Raw genomic sequence first — 23,744 nt, forward strand, 5'->3', positions numbered from 1 at the left:
CATTGCGGCCCGGCCAGACAGAGACAGCGACATCGTCCAGCCGGGGGTGCACATATGCGAGCTGAGGAACCATAAATCTAGCTAGCACTTGTGGGTGCCTGCACCAAGCCTGCGCCAACGTCCAGTGGATCCGTACCGGCCTTGAGGGGTTTGAACGTTCCTGAACCGATCAATTTGGACTGGAGGAGCACCGGACTCAGCGGTCCCTGCGCAAGAAGCCGTTCGGCCCAGAGGGCCGTCACTCCGGCGACGTGAGGGGTCGCCATGCTGGTTCCGCTGATGGTGTTGGTGCCGCCGTTGAGCCAGGCGCTGAAAACCCCGACGCCGGGTCCGGCCACGGTCGCCATCGTATTGGAAAACGGTGCCACGGTGAGTCCGCCGGCGCCGTCGGCCAAGGCCGCCACGGACGTGATCCCGAACGCTGCGGCGGGCGGGGCGACGTTGATCTCGTATGCGGGATTGCCGGCGCGTTTGCTTTCGTTGCCGGCGGCTGCGACGACGATTGTGGTCTGGGCGACTGAGGCTCGGGCGTTGAGAAGGTTGGCAAGCTGCTCGAAAAGCCGGACATTGGCTCGGTAGCCTTCGAGGGCGATCGATGTAGCTGCGGGGATCGACAGGCCGTTTTCCTTTACCAGCTCATCCACCCAGCCTGGAAAGTCCATGCCCAACGACATGGAGATGACATGGGCGCCGTTGTCTGCTGCCCACAGCATTGCCGAGGCGAGAATGTCGCTGCTGCCTCCGTTCGGGCCGCCGAGGACCTTGCCGATCAGGGCTTTCTGGACGCCGCGGGCAACGCCGATCCGCTGGCCCGCCAGGTCGCGGCCGAAGATCGTGCCCGCGCAGTGCGTGCCGTGGCCGTTGTCGTCCTCGGCGCTGCCGGCGCCCGTGAAGTCTTTGGTGACAAGGTCGACGCCGGCGAATGCCGGATGGTCGGCGTCGATGCCGGTGTCCAGGACCGAGACGGTCACCCCGGCGCCCGTGAAGGGTGAGGTGTCCGCACCCACAGCCTTGACGCCCCACGTCACGGCAGCGGCCGATGCCGCGTCTGCTTCGAGGGGTTCGATGAGTTTCATTGGCATCGATGGCGCGAAGCCGAGGACCGTGGGATCGTTCCTTAGGGCGTTGATAGTAGACCGTGAGGGGTTGTCGTCGCTTTCCACTGTCAGCCCGGCAGCGCGTTCCGCGACACCCTGGACTGCCGATTCGAGCCCGGGGGCACCCGGCCCGTCGAAGGGGTCACGCGTGGCGCGCAGGGCAGGGGCGCGTAAAATTACGATCTTCTGGTTGAGCTGTTCGGACATCTTGGGCTCCTTTGGCCTCTACGCGGCAGTGTCTGCGTCTCTGACCCGTGGGCTGCCGTGTACGTATATACAGTCACCGGCGAAGAGCCGGGCGATTAGCGGAAACAGTCCCGGACGCAATCCGCCATGGTGTTAGCTCTATACCGTCCGGCGTTACTTCGGCGTTACGGCTTATTCAATTTTCAGACGAGGAACTCGTTGTCGGCTGTGTTGATCAGCCGGAGATCGGCTCTGCTCTAAGTGTGCGAAGCGCGTGTAACAGGTCTGGACAGCTTGGCCAGTCCTTATCTGGTACGGCGCGTTTAGCCCCACGAGCGACGTGTCCACAGTCGCTCCAATCTGTCGACGTCTCCTCTGGGGGCGACGTTATGGAGACCAATCCTTTGAAGGCGCTCACTCGGGGTCATCGGCCACGCTCGCGCGACTAGAAGTGTCAGGCCCTATTGGGTGTTATCGTCCGGATGTCTGAGCCAACACGCATTAGGGGTGTTCCTTGTGCTCTTTTCGGATAGTCAGCTCTCAGCAGTAAAAGGAGGGAGGCGCGCTTATTGACATCATCCAGCGTTTTGAGGATCCTCATTGCTATCTGCTCAAAACAATTGGACCGAACGAAATCAGACTCCTATGGGCGACGACGGCTGTGGAGAATTGAAATTGAATTTGCTTGGATCGTGGCAGCTTCGCCGGGACACGTCGGTCCTGCGTGTAGCAGCACGTCAGCAGCGTTTGATCGCGGCGCTGGCCATGAGAGGTCCAAGCCTCCGGAGCTACCTTGTCGGCCTGTTATGGCCGGAGTATCCAGAGGCGCGTGCTCTGGAGAGCCTGCGCGTGAGCGTCCACCTGGTTTCACGGCAGGTTCCCGGTTTGATCGAAAATGCGGGTTCGATGTTGTCACTGAACGACCATGTTGATGTGGACCTTCACCGTATCCGGGCCCGGATCCTTTCCTTGAGCCAACCCGGGCTCGATGGAGAGGTCGCGTCATCGCTGCACGAGCTGCGTGATGCCGAGGTGCTTCCGGGCTGGTATGAGGACTGGGTGATATTCGAACAGAGCAGGCTGCGGCAGGATCGGCTTCGCGCCTTCACCGCCATCTCGCGGCATGCACTCGCCCGGGGTAATCCTGAGGTGGCAGGGGCCGCTGCAGAGGCAGCACTTGAAATTGAGCCGCTTTATGAGAATGCGGTGCGGCTGCTTGTTGCGGCCGAGATGATGCAAAGTAATCCTGCCGCTGCCATCAGGACCTACGAGCGCTACCGGGGAAAGCTCGGGGACGACATGGGCCTTCTGCCATCCGATTCACTAAGGAGCCTCATTGCTGACGCACTTGACCACAATGCCACTGCAAAAAAAGAGCAACTACTTCGCGCCACCAATTCCTGGCCGGCCGGCGAGCCACTCCTGCACCATTCGTAGGACCTCATCGGGGTCGGCGCTGGCAACTGTGCTTGGGCCACTACCGGGAGCCGGTCCGTAGGTTATCCTCGCGCGGAAACCCTGGGGATGACCTGGCTCATACCACCTGCTGATGACCATCGTCTCTAATGCCGGGACCTCGGGGTCACCGGCCTCATCAGCGGATTCCGACCAACGATCGTCCATCATCATCTAGGCCATCCACTCCCGGTCCGTATCTCGATCACTTTTGGAACGTTCGGACCGTCAAGAACCGATTCCGTTCCCTGCCAGCCAGGGATATGCCTGTCCGGTTGAGGAGTGCACTTCTTCTGGCTGCTTACGATCCTGCTGCATAAACATCAGGAGTTAACTCACCTTTCCGAAATAATGGCTCAATATTCAACTGTTTACCCTGCTCCAGCCCTCCAATAACCCCTATCGGGTCGATCACATGCCACGCAGTGACTGCCTGTGCTCGCTTCGCGAAGATATGTTTTCGCCGGGAGGGGCGCCAAAAGGACGAGAACAGGACACGTGGCTCCCTAGGCGTGAACCCGTCCGAGAAGTCCCGCAATAGGCAGCACAATGAAGACTGCCCCATGGTGGGGAGCGAGGTTGGGTCCTTGAGCAGAAGGACATTTTGGGGGTGTGGACAACGTCCGGACGTGGGGCTTCGGATCGGGTCGTTCAGGATTAGATTCCGCATATTTCCGCGGGAGTCCAGCGTCTGTAAATGCTGGATGTCGCATTCCCCTTGTCCCTTCAGCACTTCCGTCCCACGGTCCAGCTGAGCTTTTGCGCTGGATTCCGCATTTTCCTCCGGACATCCCAGTGCTTTCAAGGGCTGGAATGCAGTTCGAGTCCCACCTCGGGCACGCATCAACCCTCCTCAGAGGGGCTTTTGCTTTTAATGTGTTGACATTGACCCTCCGCGGGTCCCTCTGACTGTGGCCGCGGTCTGTGCCTGGCGCCGCGGTTGCCTCTGAAGGTGTGTGGGTAACGGGTCAGGGACCTGGCTGGGCCCCTCCGCCTGCTGGTGTCTGGGGTTATCGGTCCTTTCTCTGAGCTGTTCTGGTGACCGTTGTTGGCCATCACTCGTTCATGGTTGCGGTTGTGTTGACGACGTGACTAAATCGGAATTCTTCTTGAGAGTCTTCCTCGGATAGCTGCTTTCTGCGAACCAGACAGAGTCCGCTCGTCGCGTGTTTGTCCGCCAAAGGGGGTGTGGACATTGTCCACACACGCCCACGGGCCGCTTTTCCATCTGCTTTTGGCCCGTTCCTCCTGGTTCTGCCGACACCACGTCATGCAGGTCGCTGTTGCGGGCACCATGACCTTGCGCCCCAGACCCTCCGTGGCCGGCGTACGATCCGTCGACAGAGTTCCAGGTGCGTGGGATCCGGACTTTTCTTCCGGGGGCGGTCCTGGTTTGGTTGATCCGTAAGACCCGCCGTAGTTGGACGCGGCCATCGTTTTCCTCCCATGAGTAGGGTTGGGGCCGTTCCCGCTGAGAGGTGTGCCGCACAGACTTGATGTATACGAGGCGGCTGCCGTGCCTCTCACAGACTGGCCCGTCATCGACGGTCATTCCGGTGAACACGGTGACGAGCACGCTGGCGTCACAGGATCGTGGACGAGGTAGTCGGCCGTTGCGGGCACCGGACGTGTCTGTCAGATTTGGCCGTCGTTCTGATACGGAGTCCCCGCCGGGTTTGAGGGTCCGGAGGGCAATTTGGGGAGCCGGGGCGGCTTAAAGTTGCGTGCAGGAATGAGCGACGGGGGAGCGCCGAGCGTAACTGTGGATCGAGAGCGCCATGGTCGCGTGGAGGACCTGCCCGGCGATGATGGGGATCAGAATGACAAACAGCGAAGTTGCACTGGTGGTTCGATACCAACCGCCGTGCCGGAGCGTTGCGCGGCGATGCCGTCCAGGGTCCACTGCGAAGGTCCGGGGAGCTGTAGGAAACCGCGGCCGCGGTCAAAAATGCTTGCTGGCGTGGGAGTCGTGTCTCATTCCGGGGCCGGCAAGTGCCCGGATCGATGACGGAGTTCGCAGAGATAAACGCGTTGGTGTACAACATGTGATTGCCGGCGGCGTAATACACGTGACCATCGGGCTAAGGGCTTTCCAGCCCGAAGCGCACCGGGATCCCGATGAAGCGGACGGTCCGGATCGACCAAGCCCGGAGCACGGCCCCTCCACCGTCCTGGCTGCACAATAATCCTGCAGGACAACACCGGAACTCCACAGGCGAAGGTTGTGGTGGAGCTGAACGGGCAGGACAACGGCCTGGCATCCACCGTGCATCCATCATGGCAAGGTCATTATGTAGTACAACCGCTCAACGCCGTGAGCAGCTCTGCACCCTGGCAAAACATGCAGGGTCAGACCCAACCGCCCGACTCCGCAGCTCGGTCAGGTCGCCCACATCGGGTAATTAAGGATCGCTTAAGCCCTCCACGCGACTCTTAGAACACCAGATAAACGCCAGCCGGTCAAAACAGATCTGAAAGCACTATCGTCCGCACCGGCCCTATTCGATCTAAAGGGGATCCTGATCATGAAGCGGGTTAAAACGTCCAGGATTCACAACGGTCAATCGCACGGTGATCTCAGGGTTTGCATCGGCCTCAGGAGTCCTTTTTCGGAAGGCGGATGGTGGATCACCTTGGGAACCCCTGAGCGTCGAACCTGCGTAGGAAAGGGCGTCCCTACTGTCAATCGCCACACCTGGGGTCCGGAAATCTGGCCTGACTGCTTGGACTGACAGCCCCGTGGACAGTGAAACTGGCGCCCTGACGCGGACTACCCTGCTGAAGGCGCCGCAAGTGCCAGCCGCCGACTCCACCAGCTCGGGCAGTTCCCGGCACAGCCAGGTGATTAAGCATCATATTCGCCCCAAACGCCCCTTGGAACGCCAACTCGATTCAAACCATAGCCGCCCTCGGCCCCGGTCATCGGATGGCCACATCGGGAGTGCCCGGAGGTCCACTACACCGACGCAGCCGCCGGGTGTGCGGCATCAAGCTTTGGGAGGCAGAAGTGACACAAATCCCTAATTCGGCCAACATGGCCCAAGGAGACCTCCTCGTCAGCTGTCTCGCCCTGAACGCCGGCAGCTTCCCGCTGACAAGTGCTCCGGCCGGGTGGACCCGGCTCACGGCCGTGACCACCCTCGCCAACCCGAGGGTCAACGGCTACTACAAGGTGCCACTGCGTCCGAGGCGGCAAGCTATTCCTGGACCACACCGTCGACGACGAGCGGAGGCGGTATCGCGAGGTATTCCGGCGCCTCGGGGCTGGACACCGCCGCCACGTCCGCGTCCGGCGCGGCAGCTTTCTTCGGGAACCGTCCCGGCAGTGACGAGCACAACCGCGAACGCGATGCTCGTGGGCTGCATGAGTGACAACTCCGGCTCGGTCACCCTCGCTTCGCCGGCCGGCATGACCCAGGCGGTCGCGGGACCAAGCGGGGCGAAGACGTGGACGTTCAGCGCCGCCCGCGAGAGGGCAGGTTGGCTTGTGGCGCTTCGGACGAAGACGCCGTAACTCCCGTGGCGCTCGAGGGGCACGGCGCACGATCCATAAAAAAGCCAGAAGCTTATCGCGGCATGAGAAAACGCTCAACACCTAACAAAATAAAGGGAGAGGAACAATGAAGAAATCATCGCCTCGGGAAACAGGGAACGCATGGGGTGAATCAAGGGCGAATGCGGGCGTGCTCTATCGGATGCACCGCTTCGAGGGCCGGGGAACGCGACATGTACGGGTAGCGGCCCTCGCCAACGCAGCCACACGGTCGACCGGGTTTCCCGGAACCCGACGGTCCGAAGGCGGCACCCGTCGGGGACATTCGGCAATGCGACCGTTCGGAGTTTCACTGATTCTGCTCACCGCCTTCCTCGGAGTCCCCGCGCCGGCATCCGCTGAGACCGGCACCACGACCCGGGTCAGCGTCGCCGGCGACGGCACCCAGGCCAACCTCGTCAGTAGGTGGCCTGCGATCAGCGGCGACGGCCGCTATGTCGCCTTCGAGTCGGCTGCGCCTAACCTGGTGCCGGGCGACACCAATAACCGTTTGGACGTATTCGTGCACGACCTGGACACCGGCGGCATAGAACGGGTCAGCGTCGCCGGCGACGGCGCCCAGGCCACTAGCAACAGCTTCCAGCCCACCATCAGTGCCGACGGCCGCTACGTCGCCTTCTATTCGGATGCTGGCAACCTGGTCCCGGGCGACACCAATGGCACCCAAGACGTGTTCGTGCGCGACCGTGTGGCGGGCAGCACCGAACGGGTCAGCGTCGCCGGCGACGGCAGCCAAGCCAACAGCTCCAGCTTCGAGCCCGCGATCAGCGCCGACGGCCGCTACGTCGCCTTCGAATCAAATGCGGGCAACCTGGTGCCGGGCGACACCAATTTCATGACCGACGTGTTTGTGCGTGACCGCGCGACGGGCAGCACCGAGCGGGTCAGCGTGGCCAGCGAGGGAAGTCAAGCCACCGGCCAAAGCTTTGGGGACCCCGCGATCAGCTCCGACGGCCGCTACGTCGCCTTTAATTCGCTTGCGAATAATCTGGTGCCGGGCGACACCAACGGCACCAAGGACGTGTTTGTGCGTGATCGGGTGGCGGGGAGCACCGAGCGGGTCAGCGTCGCTGGCGACGGTACAGAGGCCAACGGCGAAAGCCACGAACCCGCGATCAGCTCCGACGGCCGCCATGTCGCCTTCAGATCGGTTGGAACCAACCTGGCGCCGGGCGACACCAACGGCACTGACGACATGTTCGTGCGTGACCGCGTGACGGGCAGTACCGAACGGGTCAGCGTCGCCAGCGACGGAACACAGGCCAACAGCCAAAGCTATTTGGAACCCGAGATCAGTGCTGACGGCCGCTACGTCACCTTCCAGTCGGTTGCAAGCAACCTGGTTGCTGCCGACACCAACGGCACTGACGACGTGTTCGTGCGTGACCGCGTGGCGGGCAGCACCGAGCGGGTCAGCCTCGCAAGCGACGGCACCCAGGCAAACGGCCAAAGCGTCCTGCCCGCGATCAGCGGCGACGGCCGCTACGTCGTCTTCCAGTCGGTTGCGAGCAACCTGGTCCCGGGCGACACCAACGGCGCGCCGGACGTGTTCGTCCGCGACCGGCAGGGCATTGGTCCCAGCGACACGACGCCGCCGACCCTGACCCTGCCCGACCCGATCAGCACCGATGCGACCGGCCCGGCCGGCGCAACCGTCACCTACACCGCGACCGCCACCGACACCGCCGACCCCAATCCGACCGTGTCCTGTGAACCCGCCTCCGGGGCCACCTTCCCAATCAGGGCGACCACGGTGTCCTGCACCGCTACCGACGCCGCCGGCAACCAGGCCACAGGCAGCTTCACTATCACCGTGATCGGCGCCGCCGGGCAGCTTGAGGACCTTAAGGCATTGATCATTGCCTACCCGCTAAAGGCCACGGTGGAGGCCAGTCTGCTGAGCAAGATCACCGGCACCCAGGACGCGGTCGCCGCCGGCAAGACCGGCTCGGCCTGCAGCAAGCTGGCCGACTTCCTCGGCCAGGTTGCCGACTTCCAGGCGGCCCGCAGGGTCACCGCCGCACAGGCCACCGAACTCACCGCGGACGGCACCCGGATACGGGCAGTTCTTGGCTGCTGAACATACGAGCAACAGAGGGCCCCGGCCGCCTGCCCCGGGGATGGCGCAACCAATGTTGCGGCGGCGTAGGAACCGTTTAAGACTCCGAGGGCGGCCCTGTATGGGCTGGCCTCGGAGCCCGGCCTGCTGGTCGCCCGGACCAAAAGGCTGGCCACTGACCACATTCGTCGTGGTGGCCTCCACGCTGCTCTCCCTGGCGGCGTCTGGCCTCGTTCGACGTCCTCCATGCGTTCCCGCCGTGTCCGGCGAGGGGTGGATCCGGCCCATGCTGGAGCCGTAGTGGGGGATGGGGTGGGTGATCCATGGATCGGCAGACCAGCCGTGGGGGGGGCTGGAGCTGAGAGGGCCCCTCCTGGCCGGCCCGCCTGACCAAAGCCCCATGGTGCTGGATTTTCGGGGACTGATCCGGCGCATCGAGGAACTGGCCAGGGTTCATTCTGATTGATCGAAAAGCCCTTGCGCAGCTGCATCCGTGCGTTCTTGGACGAGCAATGCGGCCAAATCGGAGGTGGCCGTGCCAAGACGAAGGGTCGGGTCGACGTCGCGCTTTTGCTTAACGCTGGCACGGCGGGAAAATGTTGCCAAGCTGACAGCCGGCTACGGTTTCGACATCGTGGAGGAATGTCACCACGTCCCGGCGGCAGCGTTCACCCACGTAATGAACCAGATTCAGGCCCGGCACTGGCTGGGGCTGACGGCCACACCGTACCGGCCGGACAAGTTGCACTCGCTGATCTACCACCAGGTCGGCCAAATCTCACACACGATTTCCCCAGCTGTTCCGCAGCAGCTGCCAACGCAGGCACACGAGATTGCCGAACCGACCCTGACTTTGGAACCGGCACCCGATCAGGCCTGCAGGCAGCATGCCTCGCAGGCAGACAGCGAAGCGCCCCAGGAGAGTCGGCTTCCGGGGCGCTTCTGGGCCTTGCGGCCTATCAGGCGAGGCACCCGCCGAGCGCGATCGTCCCGTCGATGACGGCGATGCGGTCCAGGACCGCCTTGTACTGGGCCTGCAGGCCGGCGACGACGACCTTCTGGGCGGCGACGGCGTCGCGGTTGACCTTCTTGGCGCTCTCCAGGGTCCGCAGCGTTGCGGACTCGGTGACGATCTTGGCGTCGAGAGCGTTCAGGTCGGCCTTGGCGGTGGTCAGGGCCGCCTCCTTGACGCTGATCGCCTCATTGAGCGTGTTCAGCGAGGTCTGCAGTGGGGTGAGCTGGTTCTGCAGGGACAGGATAGCGTTCTCGGCAGCGGTGATCGAGGTGTTCAGCGTGCCCAGCGACGTGACCAGCTTGGCGACCTCACCGTCGAGCCGGGTGACCTCGGCGGTCTCGTTGGTCACCGCGGTGTTGGCGGCCGTGAGCGCGGCCTGCAGACCCGGCAGCGTCTCCTCGAGCACCTTCAGCTCGCCCTGCTTGGTGGTGATCTCCGCCTTGGCGGCGGTCAGGTCCCCGGTCAGCCCCGGCAGGGCAGCCTCGAGCGCAGCGATTTCGGCCTTTTTCGCCGTGACTTCGGCGTTGGCGTTCGTCAGGGCGGTATTCGCGGCGGTCTGGGCGGCCTTGGCGTCGGCCAGCGTGTTGGTGGCGGAGGTGACCTGCCCGTTGGCCCCGGCGAGGCTGGTCTGCAGGCCCAGCAGCTGCTGCTGGAGGTTGCTGCTCTCCTGCTGCTTGGCCGACAGCTGGGAGTTCAGGAGACCAAGCTGGCCCTGCAGCTTGGTCAGGTCACCGTTCAGGGCGGTGATCAGCGCGGTCTTGGCCGCCGCCTGCTGCTCCGCGGCAGCGATCTCCGCCTTCTTGGCCACGATCAAGTCCTGCAGCTCCTTGGCCCGGGGGCCGCTGGCGTTCGCCAGCGCCTTGCGCTCCGCCTCAAGGGCGGCGAGCTGGCTCTTGAGCGCGGCGGCGTCGGCGACCGGGGTCGCTTTTGCGGCGGCGATCTCCTTCTCCTTGGCGGCGATCTCGGCGTTCTTGGTGGTGATGTCTCCCTGCAAACCAGCGATTTCGGTCTGCAGTACAGGGAGCCTGGCCTCAATGGTGCCGATTTGCTGGGTGAGGGTCGTCACGCTCTGATCGGCCAGGCGCAGGTTCTCCTCAGCCTTGACCACGGCGGAGGCCGCGGCGGCGGCGTTGGTATCAGCAGTCTTGGCGGTCGCCTCAAGCGCCGGCAGCGCCGCGCGGGCGTCGGCCAGGTTCTTCTCTGCCGCGTCCACCAGCGCCTGCGCCGCGTCACCCTGAGCGACCAGATTAGCCAGCTCCTGCGTCGCGGTGCTGATCGCGGTCACCTGGTTGTTGACCTTGGTCTGCGCCGACGTTGCCGCCGTGGTCGCGCTGTCCAGACGGGTCCTTGCCGTGGCGAGCTCGGCCTCCTTAGCTGCCTTGTCGGCGAGGGCCTGGGTCCTCGTCGTGTTGAGGCCGGCGAGCTCGGTCTGCGCGGTGGTGAGCTGCGTCTGCAGCGGCGTGATCTGGTTCACCAGCGCCGTCTTCTGGCCCTGGAGCGTGGTCAGCTCGGTGTTCACTGCGGCGATCGCGGCGGTCAGCGTGGCCTTGTCGGCCTCGAGCTTGGTCAGCGACATCGTAACCGTGTCGATCTGACCGACGAGCGTGACGTACTGCGCGTCCAGCAAGGCGATCTCCTTCTCCGCTGCGGTGATCTGCATCGTCAGGGTGTTCTGCGTGGTGACCAAAGCGGCCCGCTCGGCGGTCAGCGTCGCGATCTGCTCTGCATTCTGACGCCCCGCGGCCTTGAGCAGGTTCGGCTGCACGTTCCCGCGGTGTGCGAGCTGGTTCGTCACACCGTTGCAGATGCCCGATACAGGGGCGGTCTCGGCCGAGGCCTGCGGCACGAGAACCAGCATGCTGGTCAGGACTCCCGGCAGGATGACAGCGCTTGCAAGGCGGCGGACAAGGACGGATTTCGCACTGGTGGCGCGCACAGTTACCCCTGGTGATTTCGCGACGGGCCCGGTCGCGACGCGAGCCGAAGTTTCCTTGCTCATGGTGTTCCTTCGTTCAGGCCCGTAGGGGCATGCTGTTATGGGGTGGAGGCTTGGAGAGTCCGCAAAACGGTTTCCCCTGAGCGCGGGTAACCCTGCCGTTCAAGCTGATCGGCAGTGGCGTAAGAGTTTTTGCAAGTGGGTCAGCAGCCTGGGTTCTAGTCCCTTGGTGTGGCGGCCGGCCGGCCCTAATGAAACAAGGCTAGGACGAAACGGGACAGGAAAACCGTTTGCCTGCGTTCAAATGCCTAAACGCTGATTGCGGTCAGGAGCAGACAGTATGTCTGCAATCCCAGAGGTGGACAGGACATGCCCGCAGCATGGACCGCCCCGCAAGTGCGTCGCCGTTCACGCTGGGGGCTTCTGCTGCAGTGCTCGCCTCAAACGGCGCGCAGACAGGCCGCCCTCACCGAGTCGAGTACTTGCTCATATGAAGAGCGCGCGCGTCGCGCCCCGTCCTGGACGCGAACCTGTTATCGGGGCGTCGTCCGTGGCTCACCACGGCCATGGACGATTACTCCCGCGCGGTGTGCGGGAGTAGTTCTTCCTCGGGCACCCTCTGCCCTGAACACCGAGCCGGCGCTGCGGCAAGGGATCTGGCCCAGAGAAACAAGCACGACAGGAACGTCCTCGTCGAGGTTGACGCGGACAATAATGGAAACAGATGAGTAAGCGCAAACCAGTATCGTTGGTGCCCTACTCCAAGCAGGACGGCGTCGTAGCAATCAACGTTCTGAACGCTGGTTGCCGGCTCCTGCGTGTCTGTTGCCTCGCAACGAGGTCCAGCCTGAAAAGCTGTGCACCGTCTCTGTCTATTTTTGAGGGCCTACCAAAAGGCTGCCTCCTTCACTCTGCGGTAAGGCCTGTCCTTGTAGGTAGAGCGCTTTTAGGGAATCGGGTAATTGGTACCCGGGCTTTTCGACGGTTGCTGCATTAGTGTGTGGTGATCGCCGTCGAAGAGGACGCCTGAGGCAGCGTAGTGATGCACTGGCCGCCGAAGCTGGTGTCGAAGTGAACCCGAAAAACGGGATCTTCGTATTGGGTGCTGTGCAAGGGGACTGATGTCGGTTGAGGACCGTCTTGGTAAGGAAAGACTCCGACACGCCCTGCGGCTGACACTGGTCGGGTGGGTCCTCGGGTTAGTGGTGACCGGCCTTGTGTTGTGGAGCCCTCACGTGTTGTTTGGATACCGCAGCCCAACTCTCCACTTAGTACTAGACTCCGTTGACGCGTGCGTGGCCTTGCTGGTGGCATATTTGCTTGCCGGCCGTTACAAAAGGCGCAGAAGGCTTAATGACCTGCTGCTCGCTCAAGGCCTGGTGCTTCTGGCGGCCGCAGGAACTGGCATGTCGTGGCTAACGGGATCATTGACTGGGGATCGCGACGGAAGCCTTAGCGTGTGGCTTCCCCTTGCGCTTCGGTTCATTGGTGCAGCCCTCATTGCGGCCGCGGCACTGGTTAGCCTGAACCGGGAGTCACCGACGAGATGGGGGCTGCGGTCGGTGACCATACCTATAGCTCTTGTCATCCTGATGTCGTTAGTCCTTTGGGCAGGCAGGGCCCAACTACCCGTCGCCGTCGACCCCTCGATAAAGACGGCGGGGCAACCTTTGTTGTTTGCCGTCCATCCTCTGTTTTTTGCTGCCCAAGGCATGGTGGCTCTATGTTTTTTCGTGGCGTCCATCGCTTTTACGAGGCGGGCGGCAAATCGTGATGACTCGCTACTGTATTGGCTTGGCCCTGCTTGTGCCGTTGCAGCCTTCGCCCGCGTTAATTACGCACTGTTCCCATCGCTGTACACAAATTGGTTCTACACCGGGGATCTCCTGCGGACCGGGTTCTACGTCTTGTTGCTATTCGGAGCCAGCCGGGAAATCAAACAGTACTGGGACGCATATGCCCGTGTGGCCGTTCTCGAGGACCGGAGGCGGCTCTCCCGCGAGCTGCATGATGGCGTCATCCAGGAGCTCGCCCTGCTCCGCATGGAAGGACACTCCCTGCCTCCCAATTTTCCGGCGAGGAGCCGGATTCTCGCCGCCTGCGATCGATCCCTGGACGAAGCCCGTGCAGCCGTCCACGCCCTTGGCCATGGCGGGGACGAGCCACTGGGCTTGGTATTGCGCCGGACGACGCGGGAGTTGGCGCAGAGGTACCGAGTGCGCCTGGACATCCAAATCGATGATTCCATCGAAGCCAGTACGGACCAGCAGCACACGTTGCTGCGTATCATCCGCGAAGCGGTGGCAAACGCAGCGCGCCACGGCCACGCCCAACACATGTGCGTGCGATTGGGTAAGGAGGGTGACCGGCGGCATCTGGTTGTAGAAGACGACGGCGGAGGTTTTGACGTAGGCGGCGCCACAGGCGCCAACGCTGGCTACGGGTTGGTCAGTATGCGGGAAAGGGCTCGAAACTTGCCCGGGTTCCTTGACATTACGTCCCGCCCCGGAGAAGGAAGCGTGGTTACGGTGACATGGTAGAGCTGCAGCGCTTACGCGTAGTGATGGCTGATGACCACGCTCGCATCAGGGCGAAGGTCCGCCAGGCGCTTGAAGTGGGAGGCTGGGAAGTGTGCGGAGAGGGCGCCACTGCCGCAGAAGCGGTCGAGCTCGCCCTTAAGCACCGTCCGGACGTAGTCCTGCTTGACATCAACATGCCCGGTAACGGGATCTCCGCCGCCCAGGAGATCAGCAGGACGCTACCGGAAACAGCTGTTGTAATGCTGACCCAATCCGCAGACGATGAGGATCTCTTCGATTCCTTACGGGCCGGGGCCGCCGGCTACTTACTCAAGACTACGGACCCGCTAACACTGACCGACGTTCTGCGGGGGGTTCTAGCCGGCGAGGCGGCCATGTCTCCTGCGCTCGTGACCCGCATCCTTCAGGAGTTCAAAGCGCCCGCCCGGAGGATTTTGAACTGGAAGCCGGCGGCCGTGGCGAAGCTGAGTGCGCGGGAGTGGGAGGTCATGGAGCTTCTCGCTACAGGACTGCGCACCGAGGACGTCGCCAGTAAGCTCTTCGTCTCTCCAACCACGGTCCGAGTGCACGTCTCAGCAGTCCTGCGAAAACTCCGGGTCAAGGACCGGGAGAGCGCCTTCCGTATGTTGAGGGAGTAGCAGAAGCGGTCGCGCCATCCAATTTGGGCATCGCGCGCCCTCGACATGAATTGCGTAGTAAGTACGAACCGAAGTTGTGGAGTGGGTGACGTAGAGACCGGCGCCGGATGAACTGACCATGATCGCCCTTTCTCTGGATACGGCCGGTCTATCCGTATAAAACGCCCACATCCGGCAAATTCCAGGGCGCGGATAACCGGCCTTTCGTCAGATAGTTATTGCCCCAACCAAGTAGTAAGGATTAGCCTGCCGAGCTTCGCGGGGCCTGATTAACGGAGGCCAATGTCTGGGAGATGACCATCACCCGCTGTTCCACGCTGGCGGTTGCGGGGGCTGCCACTTTGATTGCGTGGAAGCCTGATTCCGGAAGCGTACCAGCGGCCGCCAGGCACTCCTCGATCCGGTCGGGGGTCAGCAGCGAGGCGGGCTCCAGGAGGTGGTGGTCCGAAGAGACGTTGGAGTCCTCAGGGCCGGAACCGGCCGGAGCCGGCGGGACGTGGACATCATCCCAGGCCTTGCCGAATCTCGTGTCCACGCTGGCGCATCCGGAAAATACTACGCCGCGCAGGAGGCCCCGGTCATGAAGGTAGGCGATGTGATCGCGGGCGGCTTCGGGCCGGCGCTGCTCGATGACTGACCGGCCCCAATTAATCACGATGCCGGTGGAATTCCCTGTCGCATCATTGGCGCGTTGAACCGCGTCGGCCTCCGCTTCCAGGCCAAGGAAGCCCTTGGCGGGGGCCTGGCCTGGCATCAGGGCGTCGCAGTGCTCCAGGACGAGGCGGGCGCCGGCTGTGTCCCAGTCAGCTAGTTCGATCAGCGACTCTTCCAGGGCAGCGGCCGATGCGGCATCCCTGACGGCGACCGGGGCGGCATGCAGTTCCAGGGCTACGACGGCGGGCCTCCCCAACTGGTGGTTCAGCCGCGCCACCGCGTGCAGCGCTTCTTGAACGAAATCCAGTGCCGCCCGTCGGCCGGACGCGGACGTTGAGGCAAGGCCAAAGCTTTGGTCGGCCTGAAGCCTGGCCATGGTCCCGGGGATCGTGGTCACCACGAACCGGGCATCCTCGGGGAGCTGCTTCAGGAACCAGGCCTCGTCGTCTTTGTGCAGCTTCCCGGTGAAGGGAATTTCCAGGCCGGCCACACCGTCCAGGGCAAGGACGGAAGCCAGGAACTTCCCTTCTGCCACCGGATCCCAACCGCAAAGGCTTGGCGCCGCAGCATAGGCGCCAACAAAGTAGGGGGTTTTTGCCCTTGTTAAAGTCATCATTGTCTCCATGGTTTGGGGGGTCTTACCGGCTGACAGGTTCGCGTGCCTGGAGCATGGGCAGTTCATGCCGGCGGGGGAAGCCTTCCCAGTCGCCCGGGACGAGGCAGGCGAACGCCCCGGTCGAGGCGGCGGTGGCGAGCCTGTCCTGCGGTCCGCGGCCGGTGACGAATTCGGTCAGGTATCCGGCAACGAAAGCATCACCGGCACCCACCGTGTCTACGGCATCAACGGTGGCTGCGGATTGGCGGAACATCGTGCCGTCAATCAGGGCAAGGGCGCCTTCTGCGCCGAGCTTGATAACGGCCTGGCAAGGCCCCAGGGCTACGATTCGCCGGGCCAGCTCCTCGGGCTCGCCGGCGCCGACTGCTATGGCGGCTTCATCATCGCCCGCGAACACGATGTCGGCGAGCGGGATGATGTCCCGGTAGACGCGTCCGGCATCTTCTGCGGACCAGAGATTGCCGCGGTAGTTCAGGTCAAAGGAGACGGTCACCTTGTGGGCTTTAGCCGTGTCCACGGCGTACCTGAGTGTGGCCTCCGCCTGCGGGGAAAGCGCGGGAGTGATACCGCTGACGTGAAGCAGTTCAGCTCCGGAAATGAGTTGTTCGTCGATGTCATCCGGGCTGATCCGGGATCCGGCGCTGCCGGAGCGGTAGTAGCTGACGCGTTGGGTGGCGGGCGTCCGGCGTTCCTTGATCATCAGCCCGGTCGGCGCGGACGGGTCGACGGCGATACGTACGTCAACCCCTTCGGCGCGGATCTCCCGCTCCACCAGGTTGCCCAGAGAGTCAGCTCCGACGCGTCCGCACCACACGGCCTGCACGCCGAGCCGCTGAAGGCCGATGGCGACATTGGATTCCGAGCCCCCGATGCCGAGGCTGAGGGTGGAGGCATGGGCGAGGGGACCGACCTGGTCAGCGCGCATCAGGGCCATGGTTTCACCGAAAGTCAGGACATACGGTGCTGTCTTCACTGGCTGCCGCCGAGTTCGTCTGAGGTTCTGTCCACCAGTTCGCGGACGAGTCTTGCCCTGGCCGTGAGATCCTGCAGGTCCCCGCCCTTGAAAGCATCGCCCAGCAGCGGCCCGCCCAGGCTGACCGCCAGGGCTCCGGCCCGGATCCAGGCGGGTACGTCGTTGATGCCCACCCCGCCGGAAGGGATGACCTGGATGTCGGGGAAGGGCCCGCGCAGCTGGGAGACGTAGCCGGCTCCCACGGTGGAGGCGGGAAAGACCTTGACGGCGGTGGCACCGAGTTTCCATCCGGTGTGGAGTTCGGTGGGGGTCAGGCCGCCCGGGTAGACGGCTGCTCCGCGGCGGACGCAGAGATTGATGATGTCCGGATCGGTGATGGGGGTGACAATATAGGCCGCGCCCAGATCCAGGGCGGTTTCTGCGTCGGCTGCTGCGGTGACTGTCCCGACGCCGAACTCCACAGAGTCGCCGAACCTCGCCTGCAGGCGGGGCAGTTCGTCCCAGACCCCGGGGGTGCTCAGGGTCAGTTCGATGCTCAGTACGCCGCCGAGCTGGAGCGCTTCGATGATCGGGGCGTTCTCCGAAGCATGGGCGGCGCGGAGGACGGCCACAACCCGTGTTGCCGTGAGGATGGCGGATGGGGCCGGGCGGCGAAGAGTGCCCTGGTCATCGAGGCGCTGCATGGAAGTTCCTTTGGTGGTCAGGTGGGGAGATGGTGGGGCGCCCGACGGCGGCGCGTGCCGCCGTCGGGCGTTCAGGAGCGTTTTACTTGGCGTGCTCCGCGACGGTCGCGTTGGCCGTGGCGGGGTTCGCAGCCGTGATGCCGGTGGTGCCGGGCCGGGCATCCTCCGGGTCGGTGAGGTCGCGGTTGAGTGTCTCCGGCGAAAGCCGGGTGGCGATGAAGCTGACCAGCATGGTCAGGGACATGTAGATCGCCACAGGGATCCACGAGTTGCTGAAGATCCCCAGCAGTCCGGCGCAGATCATCGGGGCTACGCCGCCGCCGATAATGGAGGAGAATTCGCGGCCCAGGGTCACGCCGGCGTAGCGGTAGCGGCTGCCGAAGATTTCCGGGAAGTAGCTCATGTGGACGCCCACTACGCCCTGGCAGGCGAGCATGAATCCGACGATGATCACGAGCATGATCGCGACCGGTGAACCCGTGGTGAGCAGCATGAAAGCCGGGGCCGGGAAGAGGACCAGCGCGCCGGTGATGATCGAGACCACCCGGCGTCGTCCAATCTTGTCCGACAGCGTCCCGAAGCCGACGGCGGCAACGCCGCCGCAAAGAGCTCCGATCAGGAGCACCTGGGGGATGAATTTGGGATCGGTGCCCACCACGGTGATCAGGTAGGAGGCCATGAAGACCTGGATGGAGTAGGACTGGGTACTCACGCCGAAGTTCATGAGGATGACGCGAAGGACGTTGGCCTTGCCGTTCCTGGCTACTTCCCGCAGCGGGGCGGGAGGTTCGGTGCGGGCCTGCTTGATTTCTTCGAAGACCGGGGACTCGTCGAGCTTGCGCCGGATGATCAGGGCCGCGATGGTGACGAAGATGCTGGAGAGGAAGACGAGCCGCCAGCCCCAGGTCAGCATGTCGTTCGGGGCAAGGGACTGGGCGGCGATCCACACGAGTGCGCCGAGTGCGGTGCCCGCTGCTGCGCCCACCATGATGAGGGAGGCGAGTTTTCCGCGGGTCCCCGGAGAAGCGGTTTCGGTCAGGAGTGTGGCACCGCCTGACTGTTCGGCGCCTGCGCCGAAGCCCTGGGCTGCCCGGCAGACGCAGAGCAGGATCGGTGCGAGGATGCCCACCTGTTCGAATGTGGGCAGGAGGCCGATGACAAGGGTGGCGCCGCCCATCAGGAGGAGGGTGACCACCAGGATCCATTTGCGGCCGAGGCGGTCGCCGAAGTGTGAGAAGAAGATTCCGCCGAGGGGGCGGAACAGGAAGCCGACGGCGAATGTGGTGAAGCTGGCGAGCAGGGCTGCGGTGGGGGAGATGTTGGGGAAGAACAGCTTGCTGAAGACCAGTGCCGAGGCGGTTCCGTAGATGACGAAGTCATAGAGTTCGAGGGTGGTTCCGATAAGGCCTGCGACGGCGGCCTTCCGGACTTTTGATTGGTCAACTTCCCTGGCGGGAAGATGTGCTGCTGAGGTCATTTCCATACTCCTTTGAATGGATTCCATGCCTGTGCCCGGCCAGAGCCCGGCGGGACAAAGATGTGGGTGATGCGGTGAGTGGTCAGAAGGTGATGAGCACCTTGAGGTTGGTGGGGTCGGTGATGGGGGCAGTGAGGGCTGCCTCGGCGCTTTCGAGCGGGTAGGTGGCGGTGATGATGGACGGGAGGTCCACGGCTCCTGAAGAAGCGAGTTTGATCGCTGTGGGGAACGCGTTGGCGTAGCGGAAGGCGGTGACGAGGTCGATTTCGTAGCGCTGCAGGAAGCCGAGCGGAATTCCGTCCACGGTGGGCCGGGCCTGGCCGACCACCGTGGCACGGGCGGCCGGCGCCAGGGTCTGGATACCGGCAGCCAATGCGTGCGTGTTGCCGGAGCATTCGATCAGGCGGTCCATGTTCGTCAGGTCCAGGGGGGCCGTGGCGGTGTTGATAGTGCGGGTCGCACCGAATCTGGGGGCGAGGGCGAGGCGGTCATCGTTCACGTCGGTCACCACGATCTCTGTGGCACCGTTGGCGGCTGCAACCTGGGACACCAGCAGCCCGATGGGGCCCGCGCCGGTGATCAGGACGCGGTGCCCGGCCCGGACCTGGGCGCGTTCCACCGCCCAGACGGCGACGGCGAGCGGCTCGATGGCGGCTCCGATTTCGGCGGGGATCGCAGCGGGCAGCACGTGGACGGCAGCTTCGGGAACCACCACATGCCGGGCGAAGAGCCCATCGGTGGGAGGTGAACCGAAGCAGGTTCCGGAGGGGCAGAGGTTGTAGCGGCCTGAGAGGCAGGTGGGGCATTCCCGGCAGGGGAGCGCCGGTTCGATGACGACGGCAGTGCCCGCGGCGACGCTTGCGTCGGAACCTGCGGCGATGACCATTCCGGCGCCTTCATGCCCCAGCACCGTGGGTTGGGTGAGGACGTTGGTGCCGTTGCGGCCGTCGGCGTAGTAGTGCATGTCGGAGCCGCAGATGCCGCCGGAGCGCATTTCCACCAGGACGTCGGTGGGGCCAAGGGGCCGCAGGGGTTTGTTTTCGATGCGGATGTCCAGCGCGCCGTGCAGTACCGCGGCCTCGGTGCTGGTGGGAAGTTCGGTCCGGGCGCCAGGGGTGAGGGTCTGGGTGGTCATGGTGTGCTCCGGGTGGTTTGGAGGGAAGAAGCGTGGGGGCGTGATGGTGTGCCTGCGTCTGCCATCGCGGCGATGGGCCCGTGGGCGTGCAACGTGTCGATGAGTTCGCCGGTGCGTTTGATGAAGTCCGCCCGGCCGGCCAGTTTGTCGCCGAGGAGGTGGTGTTCGGCGAGGACGCGTTGGGCCAGTTCCTGGCCGGAGCGGGATTGGGCTGCCGAGGTGGAGAGCAGCGCGCGGGCGGGGTCTTCCATGGCGGCGGCCTGCGGGCCCGGGTCAAACCCGTTGAGCGGTGCGATGCAGGTCAGGTACGCGGCGGTGGTGAGCGCCAGCAGGTGCGGCATGCCGCCGTTGGCCAGCAGCTGCAGTGCCGGGAGCGGGATCCGCTGGCGGAGTTTGACGGATCCGTCGGAGCCCACCTGGCTGGTCCGGTGGCCCAGGGCGGTGTTCCGCCAGCGGGAGAAGAGCTGCTCCTCGTAGGCGTCGACGTCCACCCCGGCCGGCACTGCGACGCTGGGAAGGTATTCGTCCCGCAGTACCGAGCGGGCTGCCAGTTCGATGTGAGGGTGTGCGACGGAGTCCGGAATGGTGACTGCGCCGGAGAGTGCTCCGAGGTAGGCGATGAGCGAATGGGTGCCGTTGAGCAGCCGGACTTTGAGCTGTTCGTAGCCGGCCACGTCGTTGGAGAACACGGCGCCGCCGGCCTCCCAGGCCGGTCGCCCGGCGATGAAGTTGTCTTCCACGATCCACATGGTGAACGGCTCGGCCGGCACGGGGATGCTGTCTGCGTAGCCGGCCTGGGCTGCGACGAGGTTGCGGTAGTGGTCAGTCGTGGCGGGCACAATCCGGTCCACCATGGATGACGGAAAACTGGTGCAGTTGTCGATGAAGGCCAGGGTTTCGGTGGCTTCGGTGGGGGAGAGCAGCGAGGCGAATTCGCGGATCAGCCGCCGGGTGTGGTGGCCGTTGTCCGCGAGGTTGTCGCAGCTGAGGATGGTCACGGGCCCTCCATGGGTCCTGGCCCTTTGCTGCAGGCCCCGGACGATCTGTCCGATGGGCGTCCGGGACGTGCCGGCGTTTGCCAGGTCGTGCCGGATGGCGGGGTCCTGCAGGTTCAGTGAGCCGGTGGCCGGCGTGTAGTGGTAACCGTTTTCAGTGACTGTCAGGGAGACGATGCGCGTCGCGGCGTCGCCGATGACCTGGACCACGCGGTCCGGGTCGTTGGCTGCCGTAAACGCGTCCGTGTGAACCCGGGGAACCGAGAAGTTGGATCCTTCCGGTGAGATCTCCACGACCGTGTAGAGCATGTCCTGGGCGTGCATGGCGTCCGGGATGGCTGAGGAGCGGCTGGAGACTCCGATGATGCCCCAGTCTCCGCCGTGGGATGCAATGGCGGCGTCGGTGTAGATGGCCTGGTGGGCGCGGTGGAAGTTGCCCAGGCCAAGATGGACCATGCCGGGGGCCGGGGCGGCCTGCCGCCGCAGGATTCCAGGCCTGTGGGCGGAGAGCCTGGGAAGGCTTGAAGGAGTCATGGCCTACCAGTCCTTCATGGAGCCGTCGAGCTCACGGGCGATGGGCAGGTAGGCCTGCTTGTAGGGGAAACGGGCTGCCGCGGCCTCGTCCACGTGTACGCCGAGGCCGGGTTCCTCTCCCGGGTGCAGGTAGCCGTCCTCGAAGCGGAAGCTGGACTGGAAGACTTCGGACACGATTGGGTCGTAGCCCATGTATTCCTGGATGGCGAAGTTGGACGTGGCAAGCCCCAGGTGGAGCGACGCTGAGAGGTTGATCGGCGATACGTCCGAGGGCCCGTGCGGTGCGCCCTTGATCTGGTAGACCTCGGCCAGTGCCAGGATCTTGCGGACGTGGGAGATGCCTCCGGCGTGGACTACGGCGGTGCGGATGAAGTCGATGAGCCGTTCGGTGATGAGCAGCTCGCAGTCCCAGATGGTGTTGAAGACTTCGCCGATGGCCAGGGGGATAGTGGTCTGCTGGCGCAGGGTGCGGAGCAGTCGCTGGTTCTCGGCCGGGGTGACGTCTTCGAGCCAGAACAGGTCCACGTCTTCCAGGGACCGCGCGAGCCGGGCGGCTTCGGTGGGGTTGAGGCGGTGGTGGACGTCGTGGAGCAGCTTCAGCTCGGGGCCCACGTGCTCACGGACCGCGGAGAGGATCTTGGGGGCGTGGCGCAGGTAGGCGGACGTGTCCCAGTCCTCCTCGACGGGTCCGGCGCCACGGCCGGCGGGCTCGTAGCTGGCGGCGCCTTTGGTGACGCCGTAGACCTTGTCCAGGCCGGGAACGCCGGACTGGGCGCGTACGGCCCGGAAGCCCTGCTCGCGGCGCTTGTCCACGGAGTCGAGGAGTTCGGGCAGGTCCCAGCCGGTGGCGTGGGTGTAAGTGAGGATTTTGTCGCGGGCCGCGCCGCCGAGCAGCTGGTAGACCGGAACGCCCAGGGCCTTGCCCTTGATGTCCCACAGGGCGAGGTCGATGGCGCCGATGGCGGCCATGGTCACGGGCCCGCGGCGCCAGTAGGCTCCCCGGTAGAAGTACTGCCAGGTGTCCTCGATGCGGTCTGCGTCGCGTCCCAGCAGTGCCGGGGCGAGGTGGTCCCGGAGGTAGCTGGCGACGGAGAGTTCACGGCCATTGAGGGTGGCGTCGCCCCAGCCGATCAGCCCATCGTCGGTGGTGATCTTCAGGGTGACGAAGTTGCGGCTGGGGCTGGTGACCAGGACGTCGACGTCGATGATTTTTCGGGTCATCGGGAAATCACCACGTTCTTCAGGGGTTCGTTCCTGGATAGTCGGGTGATGTTTTCGGCGATCTCGAGGGCGCGGCCGCGGAAGGTTTCGGCGGTCACGCCGGAGGAGTGCGGGGTCATGATGATGTTGTCGAGCCGGTCGAACGGCAGTGCGGATGGCACGCTCCGCCCATCCGTACCGGGGTACTGGTACCAGACGTCGATGGCGGCCCCTGCGATTTTGCGTTCCTTCAAGGCTTCGTAGAGCGCTGCCTCGTCCAGGACGGGGCCGCGGGCGACGTTGACGACCTGGCCTTTCGGGCCGAGGTTTTCCAGTTCCTCGGTGCTCACCAGCGCCGTTGTTTCGACGCTCAGCGGGATGCTGATGAGGAGAATGTCGGATTCACTGAGCGCGTCGTTGAGGCGGTCCGTTGTCCCGGACCAGCGCAGGCCGTTCGCCTGGGGGTCCACGGTACCGCTGCGCGTGATCGCGATCCCTTCGGCACCGAACGCCTGAAGGAGCTTCCATGCTGCGCTGCCGATGTGGCCAAATCCCAGGAAGGTGACAACCGCTCCGCGGAGTGTCTCCGGCTGGGGGATGTCCTGTGAGTACACAGAGGAAGCCCAGATGCCGCTGCGGAGGGCGGCGTCCTGGCCAAGCAGATTCCGGCGGAGTGCCACCAGTGCAGCGGCGATGACCTCGGCGATGGAGCCTTCGTGGTGGAAGGTGTTGGCGCACACCGCGCCCGCCGGCAGGGCATCGGCTTCGATGCCGTCGTAGCCTGCACCGGCCACATGCACAAGCCGGAGATTGGGAGCTTGTGTTCCCATGGCTTCGGTGAACTTGGGTCCTACATAGACGTCGGCGTCTTTGAGGTCGGTAAGGACCGAGTGTTCGTTCCAGCTGTCGTGCCAGGAGGTGAGGGCGCCTGCGGGGAGCGCTGCCTCCAGGGTGGCCCGCTGGGGCATCAGGTTGGGGTCGGCAATGACGATTCTCAT

At 64.2% G+C, this 23,744-nt stretch carries 16 protein-coding genes; 6 read left to right on the top strand and 10 right to left on the bottom strand.

What is annotated here, in order from left to right; genetic code table 11:
• Positions 1 to 77: 77 nt before the first annotated feature.
• Positions 78 to 1,304 (bottom strand): S8 family peptidase, encoded by a 1,227-nt coding sequence (locus tag ABIA70_RS11600; RefSeq protein ID WP_354147704.1) that lies wholly within the window; start codon positions 1,302 to 1,304, stop codon positions 78 to 80.
• Positions 1,305 to 1,928: 624 nt separating this feature from the next.
• Between ABIA70_RS11600 and ABIA70_RS11605 the strand changes: the two genes are divergently transcribed.
• The 4 genes from ABIA70_RS11605 to ABIA70_RS11620 all read left to right on the top strand — a co-directional run bounded on the left by ABIA70_RS11605 (position 1,929) and on the right by ABIA70_RS11620 (position 9,350).
• Positions 1,929 to 2,720 (top strand): AfsR/SARP family transcriptional regulator, encoded by a 792-nt coding sequence (locus ABIA70_RS11605; RefSeq protein ID WP_354147705.1) that lies wholly within the window; start codon positions 1,929 to 1,931, stop codon positions 2,718 to 2,720.
• 3,343 nt (positions 2,721 to 6,063) lie between these two features.
• The gene (locus tag ABIA70_RS11610) at positions 6,064 to 6,252 is read left to right on the top strand and encodes a hypothetical protein (protein ID WP_354147706.1); all 189 of its coding nucleotides are present in this window, start codon (positions 6,064 to 6,066) and stop codon (positions 6,250 to 6,252) included.
• A 310-nt stretch (positions 6,253 to 6,562) separates the two neighbouring features.
• A complete protein-coding gene (locus ABIA70_RS11615) occupies positions 6,563 to 8,371 on the top strand; it encodes an HYR domain-containing protein (RefSeq protein WP_354147707.1) in 1,809 nt (602 codons plus the stop codon).
• A 613-nt stretch (positions 8,372 to 8,984) separates the two neighbouring features.
• Positions 8,985 to 9,350: a DEAD/DEAH box helicase family protein gene (locus ABIA70_RS11620; RefSeq protein WP_354147816.1), complete on the top strand. Its 366-nt coding sequence runs from the start codon at positions 8,985 to 8,987 to the stop codon at positions 9,348 to 9,350.
• Here ABIA70_RS11620 and ABIA70_RS11625 read toward each other — a convergent pair.
• The gene (locus ABIA70_RS11625; protein WP_354147708.1) at positions 9,310 to 11,364 is read right to left on the bottom strand and encodes a chromosome segregation ATPase; all 2,055 of its coding nucleotides are present in this window, start codon (positions 11,362 to 11,364) and stop codon (positions 9,310 to 9,312) included. The genes ABIA70_RS11620 and ABIA70_RS11625 overlap by 41 nt on opposite strands.
• A gap of 1,058 nt (positions 11,365 to 12,422) precedes the next feature.
• Between ABIA70_RS11625 and ABIA70_RS11630 the strand changes: the two genes are divergently transcribed.
• Positions 12,423 to 13,841: a sensor histidine kinase gene (locus ABIA70_RS11630; protein ID WP_354147709.1), complete on the top strand. Its 1,419-nt coding sequence runs from the start codon at positions 12,423 to 12,425 to the stop codon at positions 13,839 to 13,841.
• Positions 13,842 to 13,864: 23 nt separating this feature from the next.
• On the top strand, positions 13,865 to 14,479 hold the full coding sequence (locus tag ABIA70_RS11635; protein ID WP_354147710.1) for a response regulator: 615 nt from the start codon (positions 13,865 to 13,867) through the stop codon (positions 14,477 to 14,479).
• A 241-nt stretch (positions 14,480 to 14,720) separates the two neighbouring features.
• Here the strand turns inward: ABIA70_RS11635 and ABIA70_RS11640 are convergent, their stop codons facing one another.
• The 8 genes from ABIA70_RS11640 to ABIA70_RS11675 form a co-directional block, all read right to left on the bottom strand.
• Complete coding sequence (locus tag ABIA70_RS11640) at positions 14,721 to 15,746, bottom strand: DUF4862 family protein (RefSeq protein ID WP_354147711.1); 1,026 nt, start codon at positions 15,744 to 15,746, stop codon at positions 14,721 to 14,723.
• 25 nt (positions 15,747 to 15,771) lie between these two features.
• Positions 15,772 to 16,722: a sugar kinase gene (locus ABIA70_RS11645; RefSeq protein ID WP_354147712.1), complete on the bottom strand. Its 951-nt coding sequence runs from the start codon at positions 16,720 to 16,722 to the stop codon at positions 15,772 to 15,774.
• Positions 16,719 to 17,405, bottom strand: coding sequence for a bifunctional 4-hydroxy-2-oxoglutarate aldolase/2-dehydro-3-deoxy-phosphogluconate aldolase (locus ABIA70_RS11650; RefSeq protein ID WP_354147713.1), 687 nt, complete (start codon positions 17,403 to 17,405; stop codon positions 16,719 to 16,721). The genes ABIA70_RS11645 and ABIA70_RS11650 overlap by 4 nt, the downstream gene beginning before the upstream one ends.
• Positions 17,406 to 17,487: 82 nt before the next feature.
• Complete coding sequence (locus tag ABIA70_RS11655; protein WP_354147714.1) at positions 17,488 to 18,882, bottom strand: MFS transporter; 1,395 nt, start codon at positions 18,880 to 18,882, stop codon at positions 17,488 to 17,490.
• A gap of 82 nt (positions 18,883 to 18,964) precedes the next feature.
• Positions 18,965 to 20,017: an NAD(P)-dependent alcohol dehydrogenase gene (locus tag ABIA70_RS11660; RefSeq protein WP_354147715.1), complete on the bottom strand. Its 1,053-nt coding sequence runs from the start codon at positions 20,015 to 20,017 to the stop codon at positions 18,965 to 18,967.
• Positions 20,014 to 21,546 carry a mannitol dehydrogenase family protein gene (locus ABIA70_RS11665; RefSeq protein WP_354147716.1) on the bottom strand — a complete coding sequence of 511 codons (1,533 nt, stop codon included), beginning with the start codon at positions 21,544 to 21,546 and terminating at the stop codon, positions 20,014 to 20,016. Before ABIA70_RS11665 ends, ABIA70_RS11660 begins: the two co-directional genes overlap by 4 nt.
• A 3-nt stretch (positions 21,547 to 21,549) precedes the next feature.
• A complete protein-coding gene (gene manD, locus ABIA70_RS11670) occupies positions 21,550 to 22,767 on the bottom strand; it encodes a D-mannonate dehydratase ManD (RefSeq protein ID WP_354147717.1) in 1,218 nt (405 codons plus the stop codon).
• Positions 22,764 to 23,744: a 2-hydroxyacid dehydrogenase gene (locus tag ABIA70_RS11675; RefSeq protein WP_354147718.1), complete on the bottom strand. Its 981-nt coding sequence runs from the start codon at positions 23,742 to 23,744 to the stop codon at positions 22,764 to 22,766. The genes manD and ABIA70_RS11675 overlap by 4 nt, the downstream gene beginning before the upstream one ends.

Origin of the sequence: Arthrobacter sp. 754 (genome assembly GCF_040548695.1) — a bacterium.
Lineage (GTDB): Bacteria > Actinomycetota > Actinomycetes > Actinomycetales > Micrococcaceae > Arthrobacter.

What these genes read in the sequence shown, in the direction of transcription:
- ABIA70_RS11600 (WP_354147704.1), bottom strand. Translation starts at nt 1,304, where the DNA reads ATGTCCGAACAGCTCAACCAGAAGATCGTAATTTTACGCGCCCCTGCC.
- ABIA70_RS11605 (WP_354147705.1), top strand. Translation starts at nt 1,929, where the DNA reads ATGGGCGACGACGGCTGTGGAGAATTGAAATTGAATTTGCTTGGATCG.
- ABIA70_RS11615 (WP_354147707.1), top strand. Translation starts at nt 6,563, where the DNA reads ATGCGACCGTTCGGAGTTTCACTGATTCTGCTCACCGCCTTCCTCGGA.
- ABIA70_RS11625 (WP_354147708.1), bottom strand. Translation starts at nt 11,364, where the DNA reads ATGAGCAAGGAAACTTCGGCTCGCGTCGCGACCGGGCCCGTCGCGAAA.
- ABIA70_RS11630 (WP_354147709.1), top strand. Translation starts at nt 12,423, where the DNA reads ATGTCGGTTGAGGACCGTCTTGGTAAGGAAAGACTCCGACACGCCCTG.
- ABIA70_RS11635 (WP_354147710.1), top strand. Translation starts at nt 13,865, where the DNA reads ATGGCTGATGACCACGCTCGCATCAGGGCGAAGGTCCGCCAGGCGCTT.
- ABIA70_RS11640 (WP_354147711.1), bottom strand. Translation starts at nt 15,746, where the DNA reads ATGACTTTAACAAGGGCAAAAACCCCCTACTTTGTTGGCGCCTATGCT.
- ABIA70_RS11650 (WP_354147713.1), bottom strand. Translation starts at nt 17,405, where the DNA reads ATGCAGCGCCTCGATGACCAGGGCACTCTTCGCCGCCCGGCCCCATCC.
- ABIA70_RS11655 (WP_354147714.1), bottom strand. Translation starts at nt 18,882, where the DNA reads ATGACCTCAGCAGCACATCTTCCCGCCAGGGAAGTTGACCAATCAAAA.
- ABIA70_RS11660 (WP_354147715.1), bottom strand. Translation starts at nt 20,017, where the DNA reads ATGACCACCCAGACCCTCACCCCTGGCGCCCGGACCGAACTTCCCACC.
- ABIA70_RS11665 (WP_354147716.1), bottom strand. Translation starts at nt 21,546, where the DNA reads ATGACTCCTTCAAGCCTTCCCAGGCTCTCCGCCCACAGGCCTGGAATC.
- manD (WP_354147717.1), bottom strand. Translation starts at nt 22,767, where the DNA reads ATGACCCGAAAAATCATCGACGTCGACGTCCTGGTCACCAGCCCCAGC.
- ABIA70_RS11675 (WP_354147718.1), bottom strand. Translation starts at nt 23,744, where the DNA reads ATGAGAATCGTCATTGCCGACCCCAACCTGATGCCCCAGCGGGCCACC.